The sequence below is a fragment of the Dactylosporangium sp. NBC_01737 genome (assembly GCF_035963215.1).
Taxonomy (GTDB): domain Bacteria; phylum Actinomycetota; class Actinomycetes; order Mycobacteriales; family Micromonosporaceae; genus Dactylosporangium.
On the sequence record NZ_CP109153.1, the window covers coordinates 4,636,515 to 4,657,849 of the forward strand.

General features: G+C 72.1%; 17 protein-coding genes. 15 read left to right on the plus strand and 2 right to left on the minus strand.

All coding sequences use genetic code 11. The annotated features are described in order from the left end of the window. Window positions 1–714 precede the first annotated feature (714 nt). Together OHA72_RS21115 and OHA72_RS21120 are read right to left on the minus strand one after the other, a co-directional pair. Window positions 715–1,587, minus strand: a complete 873-nt coding sequence (locus OHA72_RS21115; protein WP_327009516.1) for a peptidylprolyl isomerase — start codon at window positions 1,585–1,587, stop codon at window positions 715–717. Between the two features lie 36 nt (window positions 1,588–1,623). After that, window positions 1,624–2,541, minus strand: coding sequence for a peptidylprolyl isomerase (locus tag OHA72_RS21120; protein WP_327009517.1), 918 nt, complete (start codon window positions 2,539–2,541; stop codon window positions 1,624–1,626). A gap of 169 nt (window positions 2,542–2,710) precedes the next feature. On the opposite strand from OHA72_RS21120, the gene OHA72_RS21125 reads away from it, so the two are divergent. The 15 genes from OHA72_RS21125 (at window position 2,711) to aroB (ending at window position 21,023) form a co-directional block, all read left to right on the plus strand. Next, complete coding sequence (locus OHA72_RS21125) at window positions 2,711–3,391, plus strand: MBL fold metallo-hydrolase (protein ID WP_327009518.1); 681 nt, start codon at window positions 2,711–2,713, stop codon at window positions 3,389–3,391. A gap of 6 nt (window positions 3,392–3,397) precedes the next feature. After that, entirely contained in the window at window positions 3,398–4,708 is a 1,311-nt protein-coding gene (gene hisS, locus OHA72_RS21130; RefSeq protein ID WP_327009519.1) for a histidine--tRNA ligase, read from the plus strand. 45 nt (window positions 4,709–4,753) lie between these two features. Beyond that, window positions 4,754–6,550: an aspartate--tRNA ligase gene (aspS, locus tag OHA72_RS21135; RefSeq protein WP_327009520.1), complete on the plus strand. Its 1,797-nt coding sequence runs from the start codon at window positions 4,754–4,756 to the stop codon at window positions 6,548–6,550. Window positions 6,551–6,552: 2 nt separating this feature from the next. After that, on the plus strand, window positions 6,553–7,329 hold the full coding sequence (locus tag OHA72_RS21140; protein ID WP_327011624.1) for a sugar nucleotide-binding protein: 777 nt from the start codon (window positions 6,553–6,555) through the stop codon (window positions 7,327–7,329). Between the two features lie 135 nt (window positions 7,330–7,464). Beyond that, on the plus strand, window positions 7,465–8,883 hold the full coding sequence (locus tag OHA72_RS21145; protein WP_442788633.1) for a replication-associated recombination protein A: 1,419 nt from the start codon (window positions 7,465–7,467) through the stop codon (window positions 8,881–8,883). Window positions 8,884–11,204: 2,321 nt separating this feature from the next. Continuing rightward, complete coding sequence (locus OHA72_RS21150) at window positions 11,205–12,002, plus strand: hypothetical protein (RefSeq protein ID WP_327009521.1); 798 nt, start codon at window positions 11,205–11,207, stop codon at window positions 12,000–12,002. Window positions 12,003–12,103: 101 nt separating this feature from the next. Then, a complete protein-coding gene (locus tag OHA72_RS21155; protein ID WP_327011626.1) occupies window positions 12,104–12,553 on the plus strand; it encodes a DUF948 domain-containing protein in 450 nt (149 codons plus the stop codon). Between the two features lie 54 nt (window positions 12,554–12,607). Then, window positions 12,608–12,874 (plus strand): hypothetical protein, encoded by a 267-nt coding sequence (locus tag OHA72_RS21160; protein ID WP_327009522.1) that lies wholly within the window; start codon window positions 12,608–12,610, stop codon window positions 12,872–12,874. Beyond that, window positions 12,871–15,531 carry an alanine--tRNA ligase gene (gene alaS, locus OHA72_RS21165; protein WP_327009523.1) on the plus strand — a complete coding sequence of 887 codons (2,661 nt, stop codon included), beginning with the start codon at window positions 12,871–12,873 and terminating at the stop codon, window positions 15,529–15,531. The genes OHA72_RS21160 and alaS overlap by 4 nt, the downstream gene beginning before the upstream one ends. 86 nt (window positions 15,532–15,617) lie before the next feature. After that, window positions 15,618–16,085: a Holliday junction resolvase RuvX gene (ruvX, locus tag OHA72_RS21170; protein WP_327009524.1), complete on the plus strand. Its 468-nt coding sequence runs from the start codon at window positions 15,618–15,620 to the stop codon at window positions 16,083–16,085. Window positions 16,086–16,106: 21 nt separating this feature from the next. Continuing rightward, entirely contained in the window at window positions 16,107–17,300 is a 1,194-nt protein-coding gene (gene mltG, locus OHA72_RS21175) for an endolytic transglycosylase MltG (RefSeq protein ID WP_327009525.1), read from the plus strand. Then, complete coding sequence (locus OHA72_RS21180; RefSeq protein ID WP_327009526.1) at window positions 17,301–18,095, plus strand: shikimate dehydrogenase; 795 nt, start codon at window positions 17,301–17,303, stop codon at window positions 18,093–18,095. A 122-nt stretch (window positions 18,096–18,217) separates the two neighbouring features. Beyond that, window positions 18,218–19,396 carry a chorismate synthase gene (gene aroC / locus OHA72_RS21185; protein WP_327009527.1) on the plus strand — a complete coding sequence of 393 codons (1,179 nt, stop codon included), beginning with the start codon at window positions 18,218–18,220 and terminating at the stop codon, window positions 19,394–19,396. Beyond that, window positions 19,393–19,890: a shikimate kinase gene (locus tag OHA72_RS21190; RefSeq protein WP_327009528.1), complete on the plus strand. Its 498-nt coding sequence runs from the start codon at window positions 19,393–19,395 to the stop codon at window positions 19,888–19,890. Before aroC ends, OHA72_RS21190 begins: the two co-directional genes overlap by 4 nt. Further along, a complete protein-coding gene (aroB, locus tag OHA72_RS21195) occupies window positions 19,887–21,023 on the plus strand; it encodes a 3-dehydroquinate synthase (protein WP_327009529.1) in 1,137 nt (378 codons plus the stop codon). The genes OHA72_RS21190 and aroB overlap by 4 nt, the downstream gene beginning before the upstream one ends. Window positions 21,024–21,335 lie beyond the last annotated feature (312 nt).

The window sequence follows — 21,335 nt, forward strand, 5'->3', positions numbered from 1 at the left end:
CATTCTCCGCCGCGGCATGGCCACGCTGGGCGGCAGGTCGCTCCGGGTGGCGGGCCGCGCTTGTTGCGTGCCGTGCTGTGGGTGCGTCGGTTTTGTTCGCCTTTCGGCATTTGCCGGTCGCCCGTCGTCCGCGGTGGCTTGATCGAAGTCGCCGGGCGGCTGTCCAGGTGGCCAGATCTCGCCATTGATCACAGCGGATGGGGTTCGGCGGGGAGGGCGGCCGAGGTGTTCGAATGTCGGCGCGGTCCTGCGTGCCGATGCGCCGTTCTCCGCTGCGATGGGGCCACGCCAGGTGGCGGGTCGCGCTCGATGCGGGTCGTGCTGTGAGTGCGCCGGTTTGTTCGCCGTTCGGCACTCGACGGTTGTCCACGCTCCGAGTCGGCACGCTCCGAGTCGGCACGCTCCGAGGTGGCACGCACCGGGGTGGCACGCGCCGAGTCGGCACGCTCCGAGGTGGCACGCGCCGGGGTGGCACGCGCCGAGTCGGCACGCTCCGAGGTGGCACGCGCCGGGGTGGCTTGATCGAAGTCGCTGGGTGGCTGTCCCGGTGGCCGGAAGCTGCCGTCGATCACGGAAGGTCGCAGGTTCGGGCGGGGACGAACGGTGCGGGTCGGGCAGGTCTCAGCGTGCCGGAGGGGCGGATGCCACGCTGGCCGGGAATGCGGAAGGGCCGCGGCTCGAGGGGAGCGGCGGCCCTTCCGGTGGTGTGGAGCGTCAGCTGGCGGGGCTCATCGTGAGGGTCTTGATCTTCACTTCGGTCTTCGGGGCGCCGTCGCCGGAGGCGGCTGCGGCGGGGTCGCCGGAGGCGGCGGGGTCCGGGACGGTGCCGGCCTCGGCGACCTTCTTGATCAGGTCGAGGCCCTCGGTGACGCGGCCGAGGACCGTGTAGTCGGCCGACAGGGACTCGATGTCCTTGTAGACGATGAAGAACTGGCTGCCGCTGCTGGCGGGGTTCTGCGTCTTCGCGATCGCGACCATGCCCTCGGTGTACGCGGGGCGGCGGCCGGTCGGCAGGTTCTCCTCGGCGTAGCGGTACGTCGGGCCGCCGAGGCTGGTGCCGGACGGGTCGCCGCACTGCAGGACGTAGATGCTCTGGGTCACCAGGCGGTGGCACTTCGAGTCGTCGAAGAACTTCTTGCTGGCCAGGTACGTGAAGCTGGCCGCCGCGCACGGGGCGTTGGCGGTGTCCACCTTGATCTTGATCGTGCCGACGCTGGTGTCCATCGTCATGGTCTGGGAGCCGGTGCGGGGCTCGCCGGACGCCGGTGGGGTGCCGACGTCCTTCACCTCCTTGGGGATCTCCGGCGCGGGCGACGCCGACGGGTCGACCAGCGGCAGCCAGGTGCAGTTGGTCGGGGTCGCGGACGCGGACGCGGCGGCGGAGGCCTCGTTGTCCTTCTTGTCGTCGCCCTTGGTCAGCACGACCACCAGCCACGCCACACCGAGCAGGACCACCAACCCACCGGCCGTCGCGGCGATCGTCGTGTTCCTGCGCCGTCGGCTGGCTGAGCGCTCTGCGCGGTCGGCCATCTCCCGCTCCAGCCGCGCACGCGCTGCGGCGCGCTGGCGGTCCCGGTTGGAGGTCACGGTTGGTACTCCTTGCTCAGCAGGGATTGGGTGGAGTTACGACTTGCTGGAGGCGCTGGCCGACGGGCTCGCGGAGCTCGACGCGGCGGGCGCCGACACGGACGCGGACGGGGCAGGCGTCGGGTCCTCCTGCGGCGCGACGTCGGTGACCGTCAGCGAGGTGATCTTGACCTCGGTCTTCGGCTCGCCGTCGGCCGGTGCCGTGCCGTCGGCGCCCGGCTTCGTGCCGTCCGCGCCGATCTTGGTCAGGACGTCCATGCCGCCGACGATCGTGCCGAAGACGGTGTAGTTCGGCGGGAGCTTGATGTCCTTGAAGACCAGGAAGAACTGGCTGCCGTTGGTGTCGACGCCGGAGTTGGCCATCGCGACGGTGCCGGCCGGGTAGAGCACGTTGGTGTCGGCGGCGGCGCTGGGGTCGGCCGAGGGGTCGGTCGACGGCGCGGCGGCCGGCGGGTTGTTCTCGTCCGGGAAGCGGTACGCGGGGCCGCCGCTGCCGGTGCCGGACGGGTCGCCGCACTGCAGCAGCGAGGCGTTGAGCATCCGGTGGCACTTCGTGTCGTCGAAGAACTTCTTGCCCGCCAGGTACGTGAAACTCTCCACCGTGCACTTCGCCTTGCTCGGGTCGAGCTTGACGGTCACGGTGCCCTGGGTGAGCGCGACGGACATGGTCTTCACACCGTTGGTGACGACGTCATTGGTCCGCGGTTTGCCGACATCCTTGACGCCGTCGGCGGCATCGATGGACGTCCACGAACATTGCGCCGCCGGAATCTTCTCGGGGTCGAAGCCCCCGGTTTTCCAGATCACGGCCAGGACCAGCAGAGTCAGTGCCACCGCCCCGCCGATGCCGGCCTGCCATTGCCGACGACGCCTCGCAGCTGCCGCCCGACGGGCGATCTGCCGCTCGGTCTTCGCCCGCGCCAAGGCGCGTTGCCGGCTCTTACTGGAAGCCACCGGTGCTCCCCTCCAGGAAAATACGTTTGGGTGCCATGTCACACGCCCGCCAGAGTGTACGGGTAGAAACCGGAATGGTGGTCGCCGCCCGGTCACGGTTCGCTGTGCCTGACCTCCGGATAGGGTCTGAGGGGTTGTCGCGCGGAAATAGACAGGGAGGAGCGCCGCCTTGCTCGTCGCCGGCTTTCCCGCCGAGGCGTTCGGGACCAACTGCTACGTGGTCGCGCCCGCGCCCGGCGAGCAGTGCGTCGTCATCGACCCCGGGATCGGGGTCGTCGACCGGCTCGACGCCGTGCTCGCTGAGCACCGCCTCCAGCCCGCCGCCGTCCTGCTCACCCACGGCCATGTGGACCACACGTTCTCCGTCACGCCGGTCTGCGGCGCCCGGGGCATCACCGCATACATCCACCCGGACGACGGCGAGATGCTCGCCGACCCGACCAAGGGCCTCAGTGCCGACCTCACGTCGTTGTTCGGCGGCAGGTTCACCTGGGCGGAGCCCGAGGACGTGGCCCCGCTGCATGACGGGCTGATCCTCAAGATAGCCGGGCTGGAGCTGACCGTCGACCACGCGCCGGGCCACACCCGCGGGTCGGTCATGTTCCGCAGCGACGGTGCCGAGGCGGTCTGCTTCACCGGTGACGTGCTGTTCAAGGACTCCATCGGACGCACCGACCTGCCCGGCGGCAGCATGACGCAGATGATGGCGAGCCTGCGGGACAAGGTGCTCACGCTGCCCGACGACCTGGTGGTGCTGCCCGGCCACGGGCCGCAGACCACCATCGGCCGCGAGCGCGCCCGCAACCCGTATCTGCGTGAGGCCACCCAGTCCCCGACCAGAGGTTGGTAGGAAGCGATGACCCGTCCCACGCCGCTGTCCGGGTTTCCGGAGTGGCTCCCTGAGCAGCGCCTCGCCGAGCAGCAGGTCCTGGACCGGCTGCGCCGCACGTTCGAGCTGTACGGCTTCTCGCCCCTGGAGACGCGCGCGGTCGAGCCCCTCGACCAGCTGCTGCGCAAGGGGGAGACCTCCAAGGAGGTCTACACGCTGCGCCGCCTCCAGGCGGGCGACAGCGACGACGAGCAGAGCCTCGGGCTGCACTTCGACCTGACCGTTCCGTTCGCGCGTTATGTCCTTGAGAATGCCGGAAAGTTGCAGTTCCCGTTCCGGCGGTACCAGATCCAGAAGGTGTGGCGCGGGGAACGGCCGCAGGAGGGGCGCTACCGCGAGTTCCTGCAGGCCGACATCGACATCGTCGACCGCGACAATCTCCCCCCACACTACGAGGCCGAGATCCCGCTGGTCATCGGCGACGCACTGCGGTCGCTGCCGATCCCGCCGGTCAAGATCCTGGTCAACAACCGCAAGCTGTGCGAGGGGTTCTACCGGGGGCTCGGCATCGAGGACCCCGAAGAAATTCTGAGAATAGTCGACAAATTGGACAAAATCGGTCCAAATGCAGTGAAGGCCGAAATCGAGCAGAAACACACCGAGGCGCAGGCCAAGGCGTGTCTCGCGCTCGCCGAGATCACCGCGCAGGACCCGTCTTTCGCCGACGAGGTTCGCAAGCTCGGCGTCGAGCACCCGCTGCTCGACGAGGGTGTCGCCGAGCTCGCCGCGGTCGTGGAGACCGCCCGCGAGCACAGCCCCGGCCTCGTCCAGGCGACCCTGAAGATCGCCCGCGGCCTGGACTACTACACCGGCACCGTCTACGAGACCGAGCTCGCCGGTTTCGAGCGGTTCGGCTCGATCTGCTCCGGCGGGCGGTACGACAACCTCGCCAGCGCCGGCCGCGACGTCTTTCCCGGCGTCGGCATCTCCATCGGCGTGTCCCGGCTGCTCGGCCTGCTGTTCAAGGCCGACGCGCTCAGCGTGTCCCGGCCCGTGCCGACCGCCGTCCTCGTCGCGCTGTGGAGCGAGGAGGAGCGCGCCGCCAGCAACCGGATCGCCGCCGCGCTGCGCGCCAGGGGCATCGCCACGGAGGTCGCCCCCGTACCGGCGAAACTCGGCAAGCAGATCCGCCACGCGGAGCGACGCGGCATCCCATTTGTCTGGTTCCCGGCCAACGGGGACAATCCGGACCAGGTGAAGGACATCAGAAGCGGGGCGCAGGTCGACGCCGAAGGGTGGGCACCCCCCGCCGAGGACATGGCCCCGACCCTGCGATGACAGAATGACCACGACCTGCCCACGCCCGAAGGAGAGAGACATCCCGTGATCCGATCCCATCAGTCCGGCGCCCTGCGGGCCGGCGACGCCGGCACGACCGTGACGCTCGCCGGCTGGGTGGCCCGCCGGCGCGACCATGGCGGCGTGATCTTCGTGGATCTCCGGGATGCCTCCGGCGTGGTCCAGGTCGTGTTCCGCGAGGACATGCAGGTCGCGCACGCGCTGCGCAACGAGTACTGCGTCCTCGTCACCGGCGAGGTGCGCGCCCGGCCGGCCGGCAACGAGAACCCCGACCTGCCCACCGGCGCGGTCGAGGTCGTCGCCACCGCCCTGGAGGTGCTGTCCGAGGCCGCGCCGCTGCCGCTGCCCGTCGACGACGGCGACGCCGCCAGCGACGACGTGCGCTACCGGTACCGCTACCTCGACCTGCGCCGCTCCGGCCCGCACAAGGCGATGAAGCTGCGCTCCCGGGCCAACCAGATCGCCCGCAACCTCCTCGCCGACCGCGACTTCGTCGAGGTCGAGACGCCGACGCTGACCCGGTCCACGCCCGAGGGCGCCCGCGACTTCCTGGTCCCCGTCCGTCTGCAGCCCGGCACCTGGTACGCGCTGCCGCAGTCGCCGCAGCTGTTCAAGCAGCTGCTCATGGTCGGCGGCCTGGAGCGGTACTACCAGATCGCTCGCTGCTACCGCGACGAAGGCTTCCGCGCCGACCGGCAGCCGGAGTTCACGCAGCTGGACATCGAGATGTCGTTCGTGACCCAGGACGACATCATCGAGCTCGGCGAGTCGATCGTGAAGGCCCTGTGGTCCGACCTCGCCGGGCACGAGATCACCGCCGACATCCCGAAGCTGACCTGGCACGACGCCCTCGCGCGGTACGGCTCGGACAAGCCCGACCTGCGCTACTCCGTCGAGCTGACCGAGCTGACGGACTACCTGCGCGGCACCGAGTTCCGGGTGTTCACCGGCGCGATCGACGCCGGCGGCTACGTCGGCGCGGTCGTCATGCCCGGCGGCGCCGCGCAGACCCGCAAGGAGCTCGACGGCTGGCAGGACTGGGCGAAGGCCCGCGGCGCCCGCGGCCTCGCCTACGTGGTCCTGGACGCCGAGACCGGCGAGCCGAAGGGCCCGGTGGCCAAGAACCTGTCCGCGGAGCACCTCGGCGGCCTCGCCGACGCCGTCGGGGCGAAGCCCGGCGACGCGGTGTTCTTCGCCGCCTCCACCGAGCGCCGCGAGGCGCAGGAGCTGCTCGGCGCGGCCCGCATCGAGATCGCGAAGCGGGCCAAGCTCGTCGACGAGTCGGCGTGGTCGTTCTGCTGGGTCGTGGACGCGCCCATGTTCGAGCCGACCGACCCCGAGGCCGGTGGCACCGGCGGCGGCGCGAAGGGCTGGACGGCCGTGCACCACCCGTTCACCTCGCCCAACCGCGAGTGGATCGACCGGTTCGAGGAGTCACCGGGCGAGGCCCTGGCGTACGCGTACGACATCGTCTGTAACGGCAACGAGATCGGCGGCGGCTCGGTCCGTATCCACCGCGGCGACGTGCAGCGGCGCGTCTTCGACATCCTCGGCATCGGCGCCGAGGACGCCGCGGACAAGTTCGGCTTCCTGCTCGAGGCGTTCAAGTACGGCCCGCCGCCGCACGCCGGCATCGCCTTCGGCTGGGACCGCATCTGCATGCTCCTCGCCGGCGCCGACTCGATCCGCGAGGTGATCGCGTTCCCGAAGACCGGCGGCGGCTTTGACCCGCTGACCGGCGCGCCGACCCCGATCACCGCGCAGCAGCGCACCGAGGCGGGCGTGGACGCGAAGCCCAAGACGGCAGAGGTCAAGGCTTGACGGTGCTCGTGACCGGCGCCTCCGGGTATCTCGGAGGCGCCGTCGCCGCCCTCAGCGGGGCCGTCCCCGCGCCGAGGGTGGACATCAGGGACCTGGGCGCCCTGTCGGCGTTGTTCGCGGTGGTACGCCCGGCGACGGTCGTGCACACGGCCACCACCCTCGGCAACAAGGGCGGATCCCCCGAGGATCTCTGGCCGGTGGTCGCGGCCGGCGCCGCCAACGTCGCGGTCGCGGCCCGTTCCGTCGGCGCCAGGCTCGTCCACGTCTCCTCCGACGCGATCTTCGCCGGTCGTGACGCACCGTACACGGAGGCGGACGTGCCGTCGCCGGTGTTCGAGTACGGCGCCGCGAAGGCCGCCGCCGAGGAGGCCGTCGCCGCCGTCGACCCGGGCGCCGCCCTGGTCCGGACCTCGCTGATCGTCTCCGGCGGCCGCGGGCCGCTGTCCCGGCACGAGCAGACCTGCCTCGACCTGGCGAAGGGCGCCGCGTCCGGGGCGCTGTTCACCGACGAGATCCGCTGCCCGATCGCCGTCGACGACCTGGCCGCGGCCCTGGTCGCGGTGGCCGCGACCGACTACGCCGGCGTGCTCAACGTCGCCGGGCCAGAGGCGCTGTCCCGCTATGAGATCGGCGTCCGCGTCGCCACCCGGCACGGCCTGGACCCCGCCGCGGTGCCCGCGTCCACACTCGCGGAGAGCGGCCTGCACCGCCCTGGCAAGGTCGTCCTCGACTCGTCCGCCGCCGTCGGGCTGCTGGGCCTCACGCTTCGTAACATCTAGCGAATCTGTTTCGCGGCGCACACAGCGCTTGAGTGCGGACGCGGAGCGTTCGCATGGGGGTGTGGGGTGGCGCAGCCCCCCGCGAAACCGCGGCCCGCAAGGATCGGGGAGCCGGAAGCTGTAGGGTCTGGGGCCGTGGACGGCTTGTTTGAGGTGCAACCCACCGGTGGCGGCGATCCCGCGTACACCGGTGGGTTCGACGACGTCGCCGGCGACGCCCCCCTCGCGGTGCGGATGCGCCCGCGGACCCTGGACGAGCTCGTCGGCCAGGAGAAACTCCTGGTGCCCGGCGCGCCGCTGCGGCAGCTCGTCGGCGGTGACGCCCCGATGTCGGTGATCCTCTACGGGCCGCCCGGCTCCGGCAAGACGACCGTCGCACACCTCGTCGCCGGCGCCACCGACCGGCGGTTCGTCGCCCTGTCCGCGCTGACGTCCGGGGTCAAGGACGTCCGCTCGGTCATCGATGTCGCACGCAAGGAACGCCGCCGCGGCGGCCCGCCGACCGTGCTGTTCATCGACGAGGTTCACCGCTTCAGCAAGACGCAGCAGGACTCGCTGCTGGCCGCGGTCGAGGACCGCACCGTCACGCTGCTCGCCGCGACCACAGAGAACCCGTTCTTCTCCGTCATCAAGCCCCTGCTGTCACGGTGCGTCCTGCTGAAACTGGAGCCGCTGACCGACGACGCGGTCCGCTCCCTCGTCCGCCGCGCCGTCACCGACCCGCGCGGGCTCGACGGCCAGGTCACGCTCGCCGCGGACGCCGAGGCGCATCTGGTACAGCTGGCGTTCGGCGACGTGAGAAAGGCCCTCACCGCGTTGGAGGCGGCCGCCGGTGCCGCCGTCGCGCAGGGCGCCGCCGAGGTCGACCTGGCCACCGCCGAGCAGGCCGTCGACGTGGCCGCGCTGCGCTACGACCGCGACGGCGACGAGCACTACGACGTGGTCAGCGCATTCATCAAGAGCATCCGGGGCTCCGACGTCGACGCCGCCCTGCACTACCTGGCGCGGATGCTGGTCGCGGGGGAGGACGCCCGGTTCATCGCCCGGCGCCTCGTCGTGCACGCCAGCGAGGACGTCGGCATGGCCGACCCGACCGCGCTGCAGACGGCCACGGCCGCCGCGCACGCCGTCGAGTACGTCGGGCTGCCCGAGGTCCAGATCGTCCTCGCGCAGGCGGTGATCCACCTGGCGCTCGCCCCGAAGTCCAACGCCGTCGTCGTCGCGATCGGCGCCGCGATGGCCGACGTCCGCGCCGGACACGGCGGTGCGGTCCCCGCGCATTTACGCGATTCCCACTACAAGGGCGCATCTGACTTCGGCCACGGCAAAGGGTACAAATATCCCCACGACGACGCCCGAGGTGTTGTGCCGCAACGGTACGCCCCGGAAGGGCTCGACGACCGGGAGTACTACCGCCCTACGGGCCATGGCGCAGAGCGCGCTGTGGCGGAACGATTGCCGAAACTGCGGCGTATCGTGCGGGGGACCACAGAGCCAGCAGCAGGACCTGCGACCGACGGCGTGACCAGCATGGTGGAGGAGCGGCACCGGTGACATCGGGTCGAGACGAGGCCAAGAAGCGGCGCGGCCGCGGCAAGGCCGAAGAAGGCCCGAGCGACGAGGACCTCGGCTGGCTCGCCGAACTCCGCAGCGCCCGAGGCGACGAGGACGCCCTCCAGCAGCCTCCGGCCACTCCGCGCGCCGGCGACCGTGACGTGCTGGACCAGCCGCCGGCCGACCCGCGCCGCCGCGCCGACCCGCCACGCCCCGCCGAGCCGACCCAGGCCTGGCAGGTCCCGCGCGAGTCCCCGTCGGGCGGGGTTCCGGCTGCTGGGCGCCGTGGCCCGGCGGAGTCCCCGTCGGGCGGGATCCCGGCCGCTGGGCGCCGCGGTCAAGCGGAGTCGCCGTCGAGTGGGGTTCCGGCTGCTGGGCGTCGTGGTGCGGCGGAGTCGCCGTCGAGTGGGGTTCCGGCTGCTGGGCGTCGTGGTGCGGCGGAGTCGCCGTCGGGTGGGGTTCCGGCTGCTGGGCGCCGGGGTCAAGCGGAGTTGCCGTCGGGCGGGGTTCCGGCCGCCGGGCGTCGTGGCCCGGCCGAGCGGGAGGCGCCGGCGAGCGGAGGCTGGCAGGCAGGCCGGCCCGCCGCCGGCAGGAGCGAGCCGGACCGTGAGTCGCCGTCCGGTGGGGTCCCTGCGGGCGGGCGCCGTGCGGGCGAGCCGACGACCGCGTGGCCAGGCGGCCGTGCCGCCGGTCGCGGTGAGGCCGAGCGTGAGTCGCCGCCGGGTGGAGCTCCCGCCGGTGGGCGCCGTGCCGCCGAGCCGAGCACTGCATGGCCCGGCGGTCGTGCCGCCGGTCGTGGTGAAGCCGAACGTGAGTCGCCGTCCGGGGCGTGCCCGCCCGCGGCCGCGGTGGCGCCCCGGAGGCCGCGCCGTGGCAGCCTGAGACGTCCCAGTCCGCCGGGCGCCGCGCCGCACCCGAACCGAAGCCGTGGCAGTCGCAGGCCGACCCGGTGGGGCGGCGTGAGCCGTCGACCGGTGCGGTGCCCGCCGCGGGCGCCGCACCGCCGGCCGGCCGCGCCGTGCCCGGCGGTCACCGTGCCGCCCGGGACGACGAAGCCACCCGTGCCGCCCCTCCCGGCCGCCCGCCGGCCGCCGGCGCCGCGCCGGTCGCCGGTCGCACATCCGTCCCCGGTGGCCCGCCCGCCGCCGGTCGCACGCCCGTCCCCGGTGGCCCGCCCGCCGCTGGTCGCACGCCCGTCCCCGGTGGCGAGCCCGCCGGCCGAGGTCTCGCCGAGCCCGCCGGCCGAGGCCCTGGTGGCGAGCCGACCGGCCGAGGTCTTGGTGGCGAGCCGACCGGCCGAGGTCTTGGTGGCGAGCCCGCCGGCCGAGGTTCTGGTGGCGAGCCCGCCGACCGTGGCCTGGGCGCCGAGCCCCGGGGCAGGGGCGCCGGTGCTGCACCCGCCGGGCGCACGTCCGTGCCCGGGGTCGCGCCGGCCGCTGGTCGCACAGCCGTCCCCGGGGAGCGCCCGCCACGGGCCGTCCGGCCGGGTCCGTCTCCGGGCGCACCTCCGTGCCCGGTGGGGTGCCCGGTGCCGGTGCGGGAGTCGTTCCTGGTCCGCGGTCGGGGAGCGGCGCCGGGACCGGTGGTGCGCCGTCGGCGTGGGACTCGCCGGCCCGGGAGGCGCCGGCGGGCGGGCACCGTGCGCCCGTCGACGAGCGGCGCGCCGATGACGAGTCGCCGTCGCGTGGGCGGCGGGCCGTGCCCGAGCCGCGTCGTGGCGAACCCGACCTGGAGCAGAGCGGCGGGCGCAGGGCGTTCGAGGCCGCAGCCGGTGACGCAGCCGGGCGGTACCCCGCCGACACCACCGCACCGCCGCAGCGCCGTGGCGGGTCCGGTGCCGAAGTGACCGGCCGCTTCGCCGCGGAACCGGGTCCCGCCGGGGCACCGGGCAGACGCGGGCGCGCGCAGGTCGGTGGCGCCCCGGTCCAGGCCGCGGCCGGCCCCGCACCGGGCGGACCGAAGGGCCCGCAGCACGGCGATCCCCGGCCCGCGGCCAAGGCCCACAGAGCATGGGCCCGCACGGCATCGACGGCGGCCACAGCATCGGCCCGCACAGCACCGGCGGCCAGCGCGGCGGGCCCCAGAGCGGGCCACAAAGCGGGCCCCAGAGCGGGCCACAAAGCAGGACGCCAGGCGGGCCGCAAAGCGCCCCCCAAGGCGGGCCACAAGGAGGACCCCAGGGCGGGCCACAAGGCGGGCCGCACGGCGGTGGTCCGGGGCGCGGTGGCCCGCCGCAGGGTGCGCCGCGCGGCGGGCCGCAGCAGCGCGGCCCCCACGGCGGACCGCAGGGCGGCCCCGGTGGGCGGCCGTCGCCATACGGCGTGGTCCGGCAGCCCGGCGAGGCGCCACCGAAGCCGTTCGTTGACCTGGCACGGTTCGACCCGAACCCGGCGACCACGTACCGGGGGACGGCCACCACCCCGGGCGCGTTCGACTGGGAGTCCACGACGCAGATCGCGCCGTTCGGGCTGCTGCAGCTCGCGCAGGCGAAACGGGTCCGGCAGCTGCGGCTCGCCACGATCATCTTCGTGGTGCTCGCGGTCGTCAGCGCGCCCGCGGCGTTCTTCGTGATCCGCGAGTTCACGCGGGACCCGGTGTTCGTGGAGCTCGACAACCTCAACCTGCCCGAGTGGGCGGCGCGCAACCCGACCGACGGGGCGCTGGGCAGCCGGTGGTGCATCCGGGAATGCCGGTCCCGGCAGCGCACGTGGGAGTCGGCGCGCGGGCCGGAGGAGACCAACCGCGCGTTCGTGGGCAAGCTCAAGGACGCCGGCTGGGTCGAGTGGGACATCCCCGACTGCCAGGCGGAGGGCGTCGACGGCATCGAGACCTGCTGGCAGCGCGACGAGTACGTGCTGGACCTGTGGGTACGCGCCGCCGTCTGCGACGTGAAGAACGCCCGGCCGACGGTGAACCCGTCGCAGCCACCGGCGTCGCCGGGCAAGCCGACGGCGAAGGCTCCGGCCAGCCCGACGACGACGCAGGAGCCGGGTCCGCAGCCGTCGGAGCAGGACAGTCCCGGTCCGGCACCGACCGCGATCTGTCCCCTCGCAGTGGCCACGATCAAAGTCTTCAACCGGATCAGCTACGGCCCTGGTGGGGAGCAGGGCGGCGGCTGAGCACGATACCGGCCGGTCGAGAAGCGCCGCTACATCACGGAGGGTAGGGTTCCTGCGTTGGATGAGCACATCCACGCGGGTGAAGGAGGTCGGGCGTGTCCGTGTCCGTGGGCGGTATCGCGGCGCTGGTGGCGTCGGGTGGGTTTTTCGTGCTCGTGCTCGTGCTCGCCGTGCCGATCCTGAGGGTCCGGCACACGATCGACGCGGCCACCGGTGCGTTGCGCGACATGGCGGACCAGACGACCCCGATGCTGGAGCGGGTCAACACCACGATCGACAATGTCAACGTGGCCCTCAACCAGGTGCACACCACACTTGACGGGGTCAACATGCAGCTGGCCCGCATCGACACGATCACCGAGAACGTGTCGCACGTGAGCGCCAACGTCGCCAACCTGTCCACAGTGGTCAGCGCGGCCGCCGCGAACCCGCTCGTGAAGGTCGCCGCGTTCGGCTACGGCGTGCGCAAGGCCGCCGCCAACCGCCGCGCCGCCGCCGACGAGGCCGAGGTGCGCGAGCAGATCAAGCAGTCGCGGCGCAAGCGGGCCTGACAGGGCCGGGCGCTGCACGTACACCATCCAAAACGAGAACAGAGAGGTTGAGCCATGCGGCGGTTGCTGTGGCTCGGGATCGGACTTGCCGTCGGGGCCTTGGTGGTCCGCGCGGTGACGAAGAAGGCGCAGGCGTTCACGCCGCAGGGCATCGCCGCGCAGGCGCGTGACTCGGCCGCGGGGCTCGCCGGGTCGATCCGCGGGTTCGTCGACGACGTCCGCGACGGCATGGCGGAGCGTGAGGCCGAGATCAACGCCGCGTTCACCGATGGTTCGACCCTGGACGAAGACCTTTACCCGGAAGGCCGGCAGCACCGATGAAGACCGCGGAGATCAAGCGTCGTTTCCTCGCCCATTTCGAGGCCGCGGGGCACACGGTCGTGCCGAGCGCGCCGCTGCCGGCGATCGCCGACCCGAACCTGTTGTTCATCAACGCGGGCATGGTGCAGTTCGTGCCGTTCTTCCTCGGCCAGCGCACCCCGCCGTATCCGCGGGCCGCGTCGGTGCAGAAGTGCATCCGCACCCCCGACATCGACGAGGTCGGCAAGACGTCCCGGCACGGCACGTTCTTCCAGATGAACGGCAACTTCTCCTTCGGCGACTACTTCAAGGAAGGCGCGATCAAGCTCGCCTGGGAGCTGTCGACGAACCCGGTCGACAAGGGCGGCTTCGGCCTGGACCCGGAGCGGATCTGGGCGACGGTCTACCTCGACGACGACGAGGCGATCGAGCTGTGGAAGAAGACCGGCCTGCCCGCCGAGCGGATCGTGCGCCGCGGCAAGAAGGACAACTTCTGGTCGATGGGCATCCCCGGCCCCGCCGGCCCGTGCTCCGAGCTGTACTACGACCGCGGCCCCGCCTACGGCAAGGAGGGCGGCCCGGAGGTCGACGAGGACCGGTACCTGGAGTTCTGGAACCTGGTCTTCATGCAGTACGAGATCACCAACGTGCGGTCGAAGGAGGACTTCGACATCGTCGGTGAGCTGCCGAACAAGAACATCGACACCGGCATGGGCCTGGAGCGCATCGCGTCGATCCTGCAGGGTGTCGACAACCTGTACGAGATCGACGAGGTCAACCCGGTCCTCGCCAAGGCCGCCGAGATGACCGGGAAGCGCTACGGGCAGGCCACGTCGAAGGTGGCCGGCGAGTCGCACCCCGACGACGTGCGGCTGCGCGTGATCGCCGACCACGTCCGCACGGCGCTGATGGTGATCTCCGACGGGGTCACGCCGTCGAACGAGGGCCGCGGCTACGTGCTGCGCCGCATCCTGCGCCGCGCGATCCGCTCGATCCGGCTGCTGGGCTGGCACGAGGGGCCGGCGCTGCCGATCCTGCTGCCGATCGCCCGGGACTGCATGGCGCCCTCCTACCCGGAGGTCGCCGCCGACTTCGACCGGATCTCCTCCTACGCGTACGGCGAGGAGGAGGCGTTCCTGCAGACGTTGAAGGCGGGCACCACGATCCTGGACACCGCCGTGGCGGAGACGCGCGCCGCTTCGAAGTCCGTGCTGTCCGGGGACAAGGCGTTCCAGCTGCACGACACGTACGGCTTCCCGATCGACCTGACCCTGGAGATCGCCGCCGAGCAGGGCCTCACCGTCGACGAGGACGGCTTCCGCCGGCTCATGGCGGAGCAGCGCACCCGCGCGAAGGCCGACGCGAAGGCCCGCAAGACCGGCCACGCCGACCTGTCGCAGTTCCGTGCCGCGCTCGAGCAGGGCGGGCCGGTCGAGTTCACCGGGTACCGCGAGGTCGCCCGCGAGTCGTCGGTGCGTTCGCTGCTCGGTGTCGCCGCAGCCACCCAGGGCGACGAGGTGTCCCTGGTCCTGGACGCGACCCCGTTCTATGCCGAGGGCGGCGGCCAGATGCCCGACCTGGGCGTCATCACCACCGGCGGCGGCAAGGTCGAGGTCCTCGACGTGCAGACCCCGCTGCCCGGCCTGATCGTGCACCGGGTCAAGGTCCTCGAAGGCGAGATCCGCCCGGGCGAGTCCGCGTTCGCGGAGATCGACACCGCGCGCCGGCGGGCCGTGTCCCGGGCGCACACCGCGACCCACCTCATCCACCAGACGATGCGCAACTTCCTCGGCGAGTCCGCGACCCAGGCGGGTTCGCTCAACGCGCCCGGCCGGCTCCGCTTCGACTTCAACACCCCCGGCGCGGTCCCGCAGAGCGTCCTGCACGACGTCGAGCAGCAGGTCAACGAGGTGCTCCTGCGTGACCTGCTCGTCCACGCGTTCATCACCTCGCAGGAGGAGGCGCGCAAGCTCGGCGCCATGGCCCTGTTCGGCGAGAAGTACGGCGACGAGGTCCGCGTCGTCGAGGTCGGCGACTACGCCCGTGAGCTGTGCGGCGGCACCCACGTCGAACGCTCCAGCCAGCTGGGCCTGGTGAAGATCCTGTCCGAGTCGTCGATCGGTTCCGGGGTACGAAGGGTCGAGGCGCTCGTCGGACTGGACGCGTTCGGTCACCTGGCCCGCGAGCACGTCCTGGTGTCCCGCCTCGCCGAGCTGTTCCGGGTCCCGGGCGACCAGGTCGCCGACCGGGTCGAGCAGACCGTCGCGCAGCTGCGCGACGCGGAGCGGGAGCTGGAGAAGCTGCGCACCCAGCTGGTCCTCGCCGGCGCCGGCGGCCTCGCCGACGCCGCGAAGGACATCCGCGGCGTCGCGTACGTCGGCACCGAGGCACCCGAGGGCACCTCCGCCAACGAGGTCCGGACCCTGGTCCAGGAGATCCGCGGCCGGATCCCGGCGGACCGGCCCGCGGTCGTCGCCGTCACCGCCCGCGCCGGCGGCAAGGCCTCGCTCGTCGTCGGGCTCAACGCGGCCGCGAAGGGCCGCGGGCTGTCCGCCGGTGACCTGGTCAAGGGCGCCCTGTCCGGCCGTGGCGGCGGCAACGCCGACCTCGCCCAGGGCGGCGGCGTCCCGGCGGCCGAGGCATCGAACCTGCTCGCCGCCGTCGAACGAGCGCTGTAGATCACGTCGCATGTAGGTAGGTGAATTCGTCGATTCACCTACCCGCGGGCGTTTACGGGGTGCGCGGTGCGCATAGGGTGCTACCCGTGAGGACTGAGCCGTGGACCCGGGGCCGGCGGATCGGGGTCGACGTCGGCAGTGTCCGCGTCGGGATCGCCATCTGCGACCCCGACGGGATCCTGGCCAGTCCCGTCGCCACGCTGCCGCGTGATCAGGTCACCGAGGGTGACAAGGTCCCTTCGGACATATCGGAAATCCTACGACTGGTCGCGGAGCACGAAGCGGTGGAGATCGTTGTCGGCCTGCCAATCAACCTGGCCGGCAACGAAGGGCCCGCAGCCGTCCTGATCAGGCAGTATGCCGACCGGCTGGCCGAGCTCGCGGACCCCGTGCCGGTGCTGCTGACGGACGAGAGGATGTCCACCGCGGCGGCAACACGTAGGCTGTCGGAACGTGGCGTCCGAGGCAGGCGTCAACGCGCCGTCATCGACCAGGTGGCCGCGGTGGAGATCCTGCAACGTTGGCTCGACGCGCGACGGGCCGTTCGCGGCTAGTTGCCAGGAGGCGAAGGACAGATGGGCGAGCTTGACCTGGGCTGGGACGACGAGGAACGGCCCAGCAGACACCGGCGCCGCGCAGCGTCCTCACCGGCCCGCGGCCGGAGAAAGGGCCGCGGCGGGAGGACCTTCCTCGCGCTCTTCATCAGCCTGCTGGTCTTCGGCGGTCTGGCATTCGGTGCGTACATCGGCGTCGACCGGGTCAAGGACATGTTCACCGCTGCCGACTACAACGGTGGCGGCACCGGTGAGGTGACGGTCGAGGTCCTGCCCAACCAGTATGCCGCAGACATCGCCGCCACGCTGGCGGAAAAGGATGTTGTGAAGAGTGCCAAGGCGTTCGTCGAGGCCGCGAAGAAGGACGAGCGCAGCAAGAAGCTGCAGCCCGGCTTCTACAAGCTGCGCAAGCAGATGCGCGCCGCCGACGCCCTGTCGCTGATGCTCGACCCGAAGAGCCGGCTGGTCAACAAGGTCACGCTCCCCGAGGGCCTCACCTTCGTCGAGACGTTCAAGAAGCTCTCCGAGGTCACCAAGATCCCGTACGAGGAGTTCGAGAAGGCCGCCGCCGACACCAAGGCGCTCGGCCTCGGCGACGTCTGGTTCACCCGCCAGGACAAGAAACAGGTCGCCAGGAGCATCGAGGGCTTCCTGTTCCCGGCAACCTACGACTTCCCGCCGAACGTCGACGCGACCGGCATCCTGAAGATCATCATCAACCGGTTCAACCAGGAGATCGAAGCGACCGGGTTCATCGACGGCGTGCGGAACGCGCTGCACATCTCGCCCTACGAGGCGCTCATCGCCGCGTCGATCGCCCAGGTCGAGGGCCTCGACAAGGACCAGGAGGGCATCGTGCGGGTGCTCTACAACCGGGTCTACTCCGGCAAGTTCCCGTGCAACTGCCTGCAGGTCGACAGCACCGTCAACTACTACCTGCGCATCACCGGCAAGGGCGCGAAGCCCTCGACCGAGCTGCTCAACTCCGAGCTGCACAACAAGAACAACCCGTACAACGCCCACGACGTGCCGGGCCTGCCGATCGGGCCGATCAGCAACCCCGGCACCAGCGCGCTGAAGGCGGCGATCAACCCGCCGAAGCACGACTTCTACTACTTCTGCGCCATCGACACCGCCGGCAACACCGGCTACGCGAAGACGTATTCGGAGTTCCAGAAGATGTGGGACCAGGCGAAGAAGAACGGCGTCAAGTAGGTGCGTGCGGCGGTCCTCGGCAAGCCGGTGAGCCACTCGCGCTCACCGGCGATCCACAACGCCGGCTACGCGGCCGCCGGGCTGCGCGACTGGTCGTACACGGCGATCGAGTGCGGTGAAGAGGACCTGCCCGCGCTCGTCGCCGGCCTGGAGGCCGACTGGGCCGGGCTGTCGCTCACCATGCCGCTCAAAGAGGTGGCGCTGAGCGTCGCCGCGATGGTCGACCCGTTCGCCGCCGCGATCGGCGCCGCCAACACGCTCGTGCGCCGCGCCTACGGGTGGCACGCGTACAACACCGACGCCCCCGGCATGGTCCGCGCGTTGCTGGAGGCGGGCGTGGCCCGCACCCCGCGCCTGGCGGTCCTCGGCGGCGGCGGCACCGCCCGGGCCGCGATCGCCGCGGCGGCAGCACTGTCGGCCGACGTGACGCTGTACACCCGGCGCACTTCGGCTTTCGACGAGTTGCTGCCGGTCGCGTCGGCGCTGGACGTCGCCCTGGAGCATGCGCCGTGGTCCTCGCTGGCCGGGTGCACGGAGTTCCCGGTCGTGATCTCCACCGTGCCGAAGGGTGCCGCGGACGGCCTCGCGGTCGCCGACTGGTCCGGGCGGCCCGTCGTCTTCGACGCCATCTACGACCCGTGGCCGACCCCGCTCGCCGCCGCCGCGCAGGCCGCCGGGTGCGCGATCGTGTCCGGGCTCGACCTGCTGCTGTGGCAGGCCGTCGACCAGTTCGAGCTCTTCACGTCGGCGAAGGCGCCGGTCGCGGCGATGCGTGCCGCGCTGCGTTCCCTCTAACGGCCTGGTCATGCCTCGCTGCGTTGCGTTGATGGCCTGGTCATGCCTCGCTGCGTTCCATGTGATGGTCTGGTCATACCTCACTGTGGGATGTGTCGTGGGCGCGTGACAGACTTGCCGACGTGTTGCGCTGGTTGACCGCAGGTGAGTCGCATGGCCCGGCACTCGTCGCGATCCTGGAGGGTGTTCCCGCCGGCATCGAGTTGACGAGCGCGTCAGTGGCGGCAGAGTTGACCCGTCGACGTCTCGGCTACGGCCGGGGCGCGCGGATGGCGTTCGAGCAGGACGAGGTCGAGTTCGTCGGCGGCCTGCGCCACGGGCTCACCCTCGGCAGCCCCGTCGCGATCCGGGTCGGCAACAGCGAATGGCCGAAGTGGGAGACCGTCATGGCGGCCGACCCCGTCGACCCGGAGCTGCTCGCCGCGCAGGCCCGCAACGCGCCGCTGACCCGCCCCCGGCCCGGCCACGCCGACCTCGCCGGCATGCAGAAATACGGGCACACCGACGCCCGGCCGATCCTCGAGCGCGCCAGCGCCCGCGAGACCGCCGCCCGCGTCGCCGTCGGCACCGTCGCCAAGGCCCTGCTGCGCCAGGCGCTCGGCGTCGACATCGTCTCCCACGTCATCGAACTCGGCTCCGTCGCCGCCAAACCCGGCCTGCTGCCCCGCCCCGAGGACTTCGACCGCATCGACGCCGACCCGCTGCGCTGCCTCGACCCCGACGCCAGCGCCCGCATGGTCGAGGAGGTCGACGCCGCGAAGAAGGACGCCGACACGCTCGGCGGCATCGTCGAGGTTTTGGCGTACGGGGTGCCGCCGGGCCTCGGCAGTCACGTCCAGTGGGACCGCAAGCTCGACGCCCGCCTCGCCACCGCCCTCATGTCGATCCAGGCGATCAAGGGCGTCGAGATCGGCGACGCGTTCACGCAGGCCCGCTCCCGCGGCTCCCAGGCACACGACGAGATCATCCCCACCGCCGACGGCGTCCGCCGCGTCACCGACCGCGCCGGCGGCCTCGAAGGCGGCATCACGACCGGCGAGCCCCTGAGGGTCCGCGCCGCGATGAAGCCGATCTCCTCGCTCAACCGCGCCCTGCAGACCATCGACATCGTCACCGGCGAGCCCGCGACCGCGATCAACCAGCGCTCCGACGTGTGCGCGGTCCCCGCCGCCGCCGTCGTCGCCGAGGCGATGGTCGCGCTCGTCCTCGCCGAGGCCGCCCTGGAGAAGTTCGGCGGCGACTCCGTGCCCGAGATCCGCCGCAACGTCGCCGGCTACCTGTCGAACCTGGTGATCCGGTGAGCCCGCGCGCCGTGATCGTCGGCCCGCCCGGCGCGGGGAAGACGACCGTCGGCACGCTGCTCGCCGAGACGCTCGGCGTGCCGTTCCGCGACGTCGACGCCGACATCGAGACCACCGCCGGCAAACCGATCCCCGAGATCTTCATCGACGACGGCGAGGACCACTTCCGCGCCCTGGAACGGGCCGCGGTCGCCGCGGCGCTGTCGTCGTTCGACGGCGTGCTGGCCCTCGGCGGCGGCGCGATCCTGGCCGCCGAGACCAGGGAACTGCTTACCGGGCACACGGTGGTGTACCTGTCGGTCGAGCTGTCCGACGCCGTGTCCCGGGTCGGGCTGGGTGCGGGGCGGCCGCTGCTGGCCATGAACCCGCGGGCCACGCTGAAGTATCTGCTGGATCAGCGGCGGCCGCTGTATGAGCAGGTCGCCACGGTCACGGTCGTCACGGACGGCCGCACCCCCGAGGACATCGCCGCCGAGCTGGCAGGCAAGCTGTGACCCCGCCCGCGGCGTCGTCCGGCGCTTCGTCCGGCGCTTCGTCCGACGCTTCGTCCACTGCTTCGTCCGGCGGTTCGTCCGTCGTCGAGGTTGACGGCTATTCGGTGCTGATCGGCCGGGGACTGTTCGAGCGGGTGCCGGAGCTGGTCGGCGGCGCCGCGCAGGTCGCGGTGCTGTTCGCCGGCCCGGTCCGCGGCCACGCCGAGCAGGTCATGGCCGCGCTGCGCGCCGCCGGCCACGGCGTGCTGCCCCTGGAGGTCCCGGACGCCGAGGCGACCGCGATGTCCTTGCCCGCCGCGGCCTGCTGGGACGCGCTCGGCGAGGCCGCGTTCACCCGCAGCGACGCCGTCGTCGGCGTCGGCGGCGGCGCCGTCACCGACGTCGCCGGATTCGTCGCCGCGAGCTGGCTGCGCGGCGTCCGCCTCGTCCAGGTCCCGACCAGCCTCCTCGGCATGGTCGACGCGGCCGTCGGCGGCAAGACCGGCATCAACACCGCCGCGGGCAAGAACCTCGTCGGCGCGTTCTACCCCCCGGCCGGCGTCGTGTGCGACCTGTCGACCCTGGACACCCTGCCCGCCGACGACCTGCGCGCGGGCATGGCCGAGGTGGTCAAGTGCGGGTTCATCGCCGACCCCGCCATCCTCGACCTCGTCGAGGCCGACCCGGCCGCGGCCCTCGACCCGCACGGCGTGGTGCTGCCGGAGCTGGTCGAGCGGGCCGTCGCCGTCAAGGCCAGGGTCGTCTCGACCGACCTGCGCGAGTCCGGCCTCCGCGAGATCCTCAACTACGGCCACACCCTCGGCCACGCCATCGAGCGCCGCGAGCAGTATCGCTGGAAGCACGGCCACGCCGTCAGCGTCGGCCTGGTCTACGCGGCCGAGCTGGGCAGGCTCGCGGGCCGCCTCCCGGCCTACGTCGCCGACCGGCACCTGCGCGTGCTGACCCTGCTGGGCCTGCCCGTCACGTACGACGCTGCCGCCTGGCCCGACCTGCACGCCGCGATGCGCGTCGACAAGAAGGCCCGGGGCGCGACGCTGCGCTTCGTCGTCCTTGACGGTCTCGCCACGCCCGGCACCCTGGCGGGGCCGCCGGACGAGCTGCTCTTCGAGGCATACGCGGCCGTCGCCTCCTGACCGGCCGTCGCCCGCTGACCGGCCTGCGACTGACCGGCCGTCGCCCGCTGACCGGCAGCGCTGCGATTTGACCCGTAGCGCTGCAGTCGGGCTGATAGCGCTTCGGCCGGGCTGATCCGTGGCGCTGCGATCGAGCTGCCTGACCGGCGGGCGCGCGATCCGGCTACCTGATCCACCGGCCGCCTGATCCGCCGGCTACCTGGCCTGACCCGGCGGCTGCCTGACCCGGCGGTGCTGTGGCCGGATGCGTGGCCGAGCAGTGATACAGATCAGTTGGTCGTGCCGGCCGACCGCTTCGAAACTTACGGTACA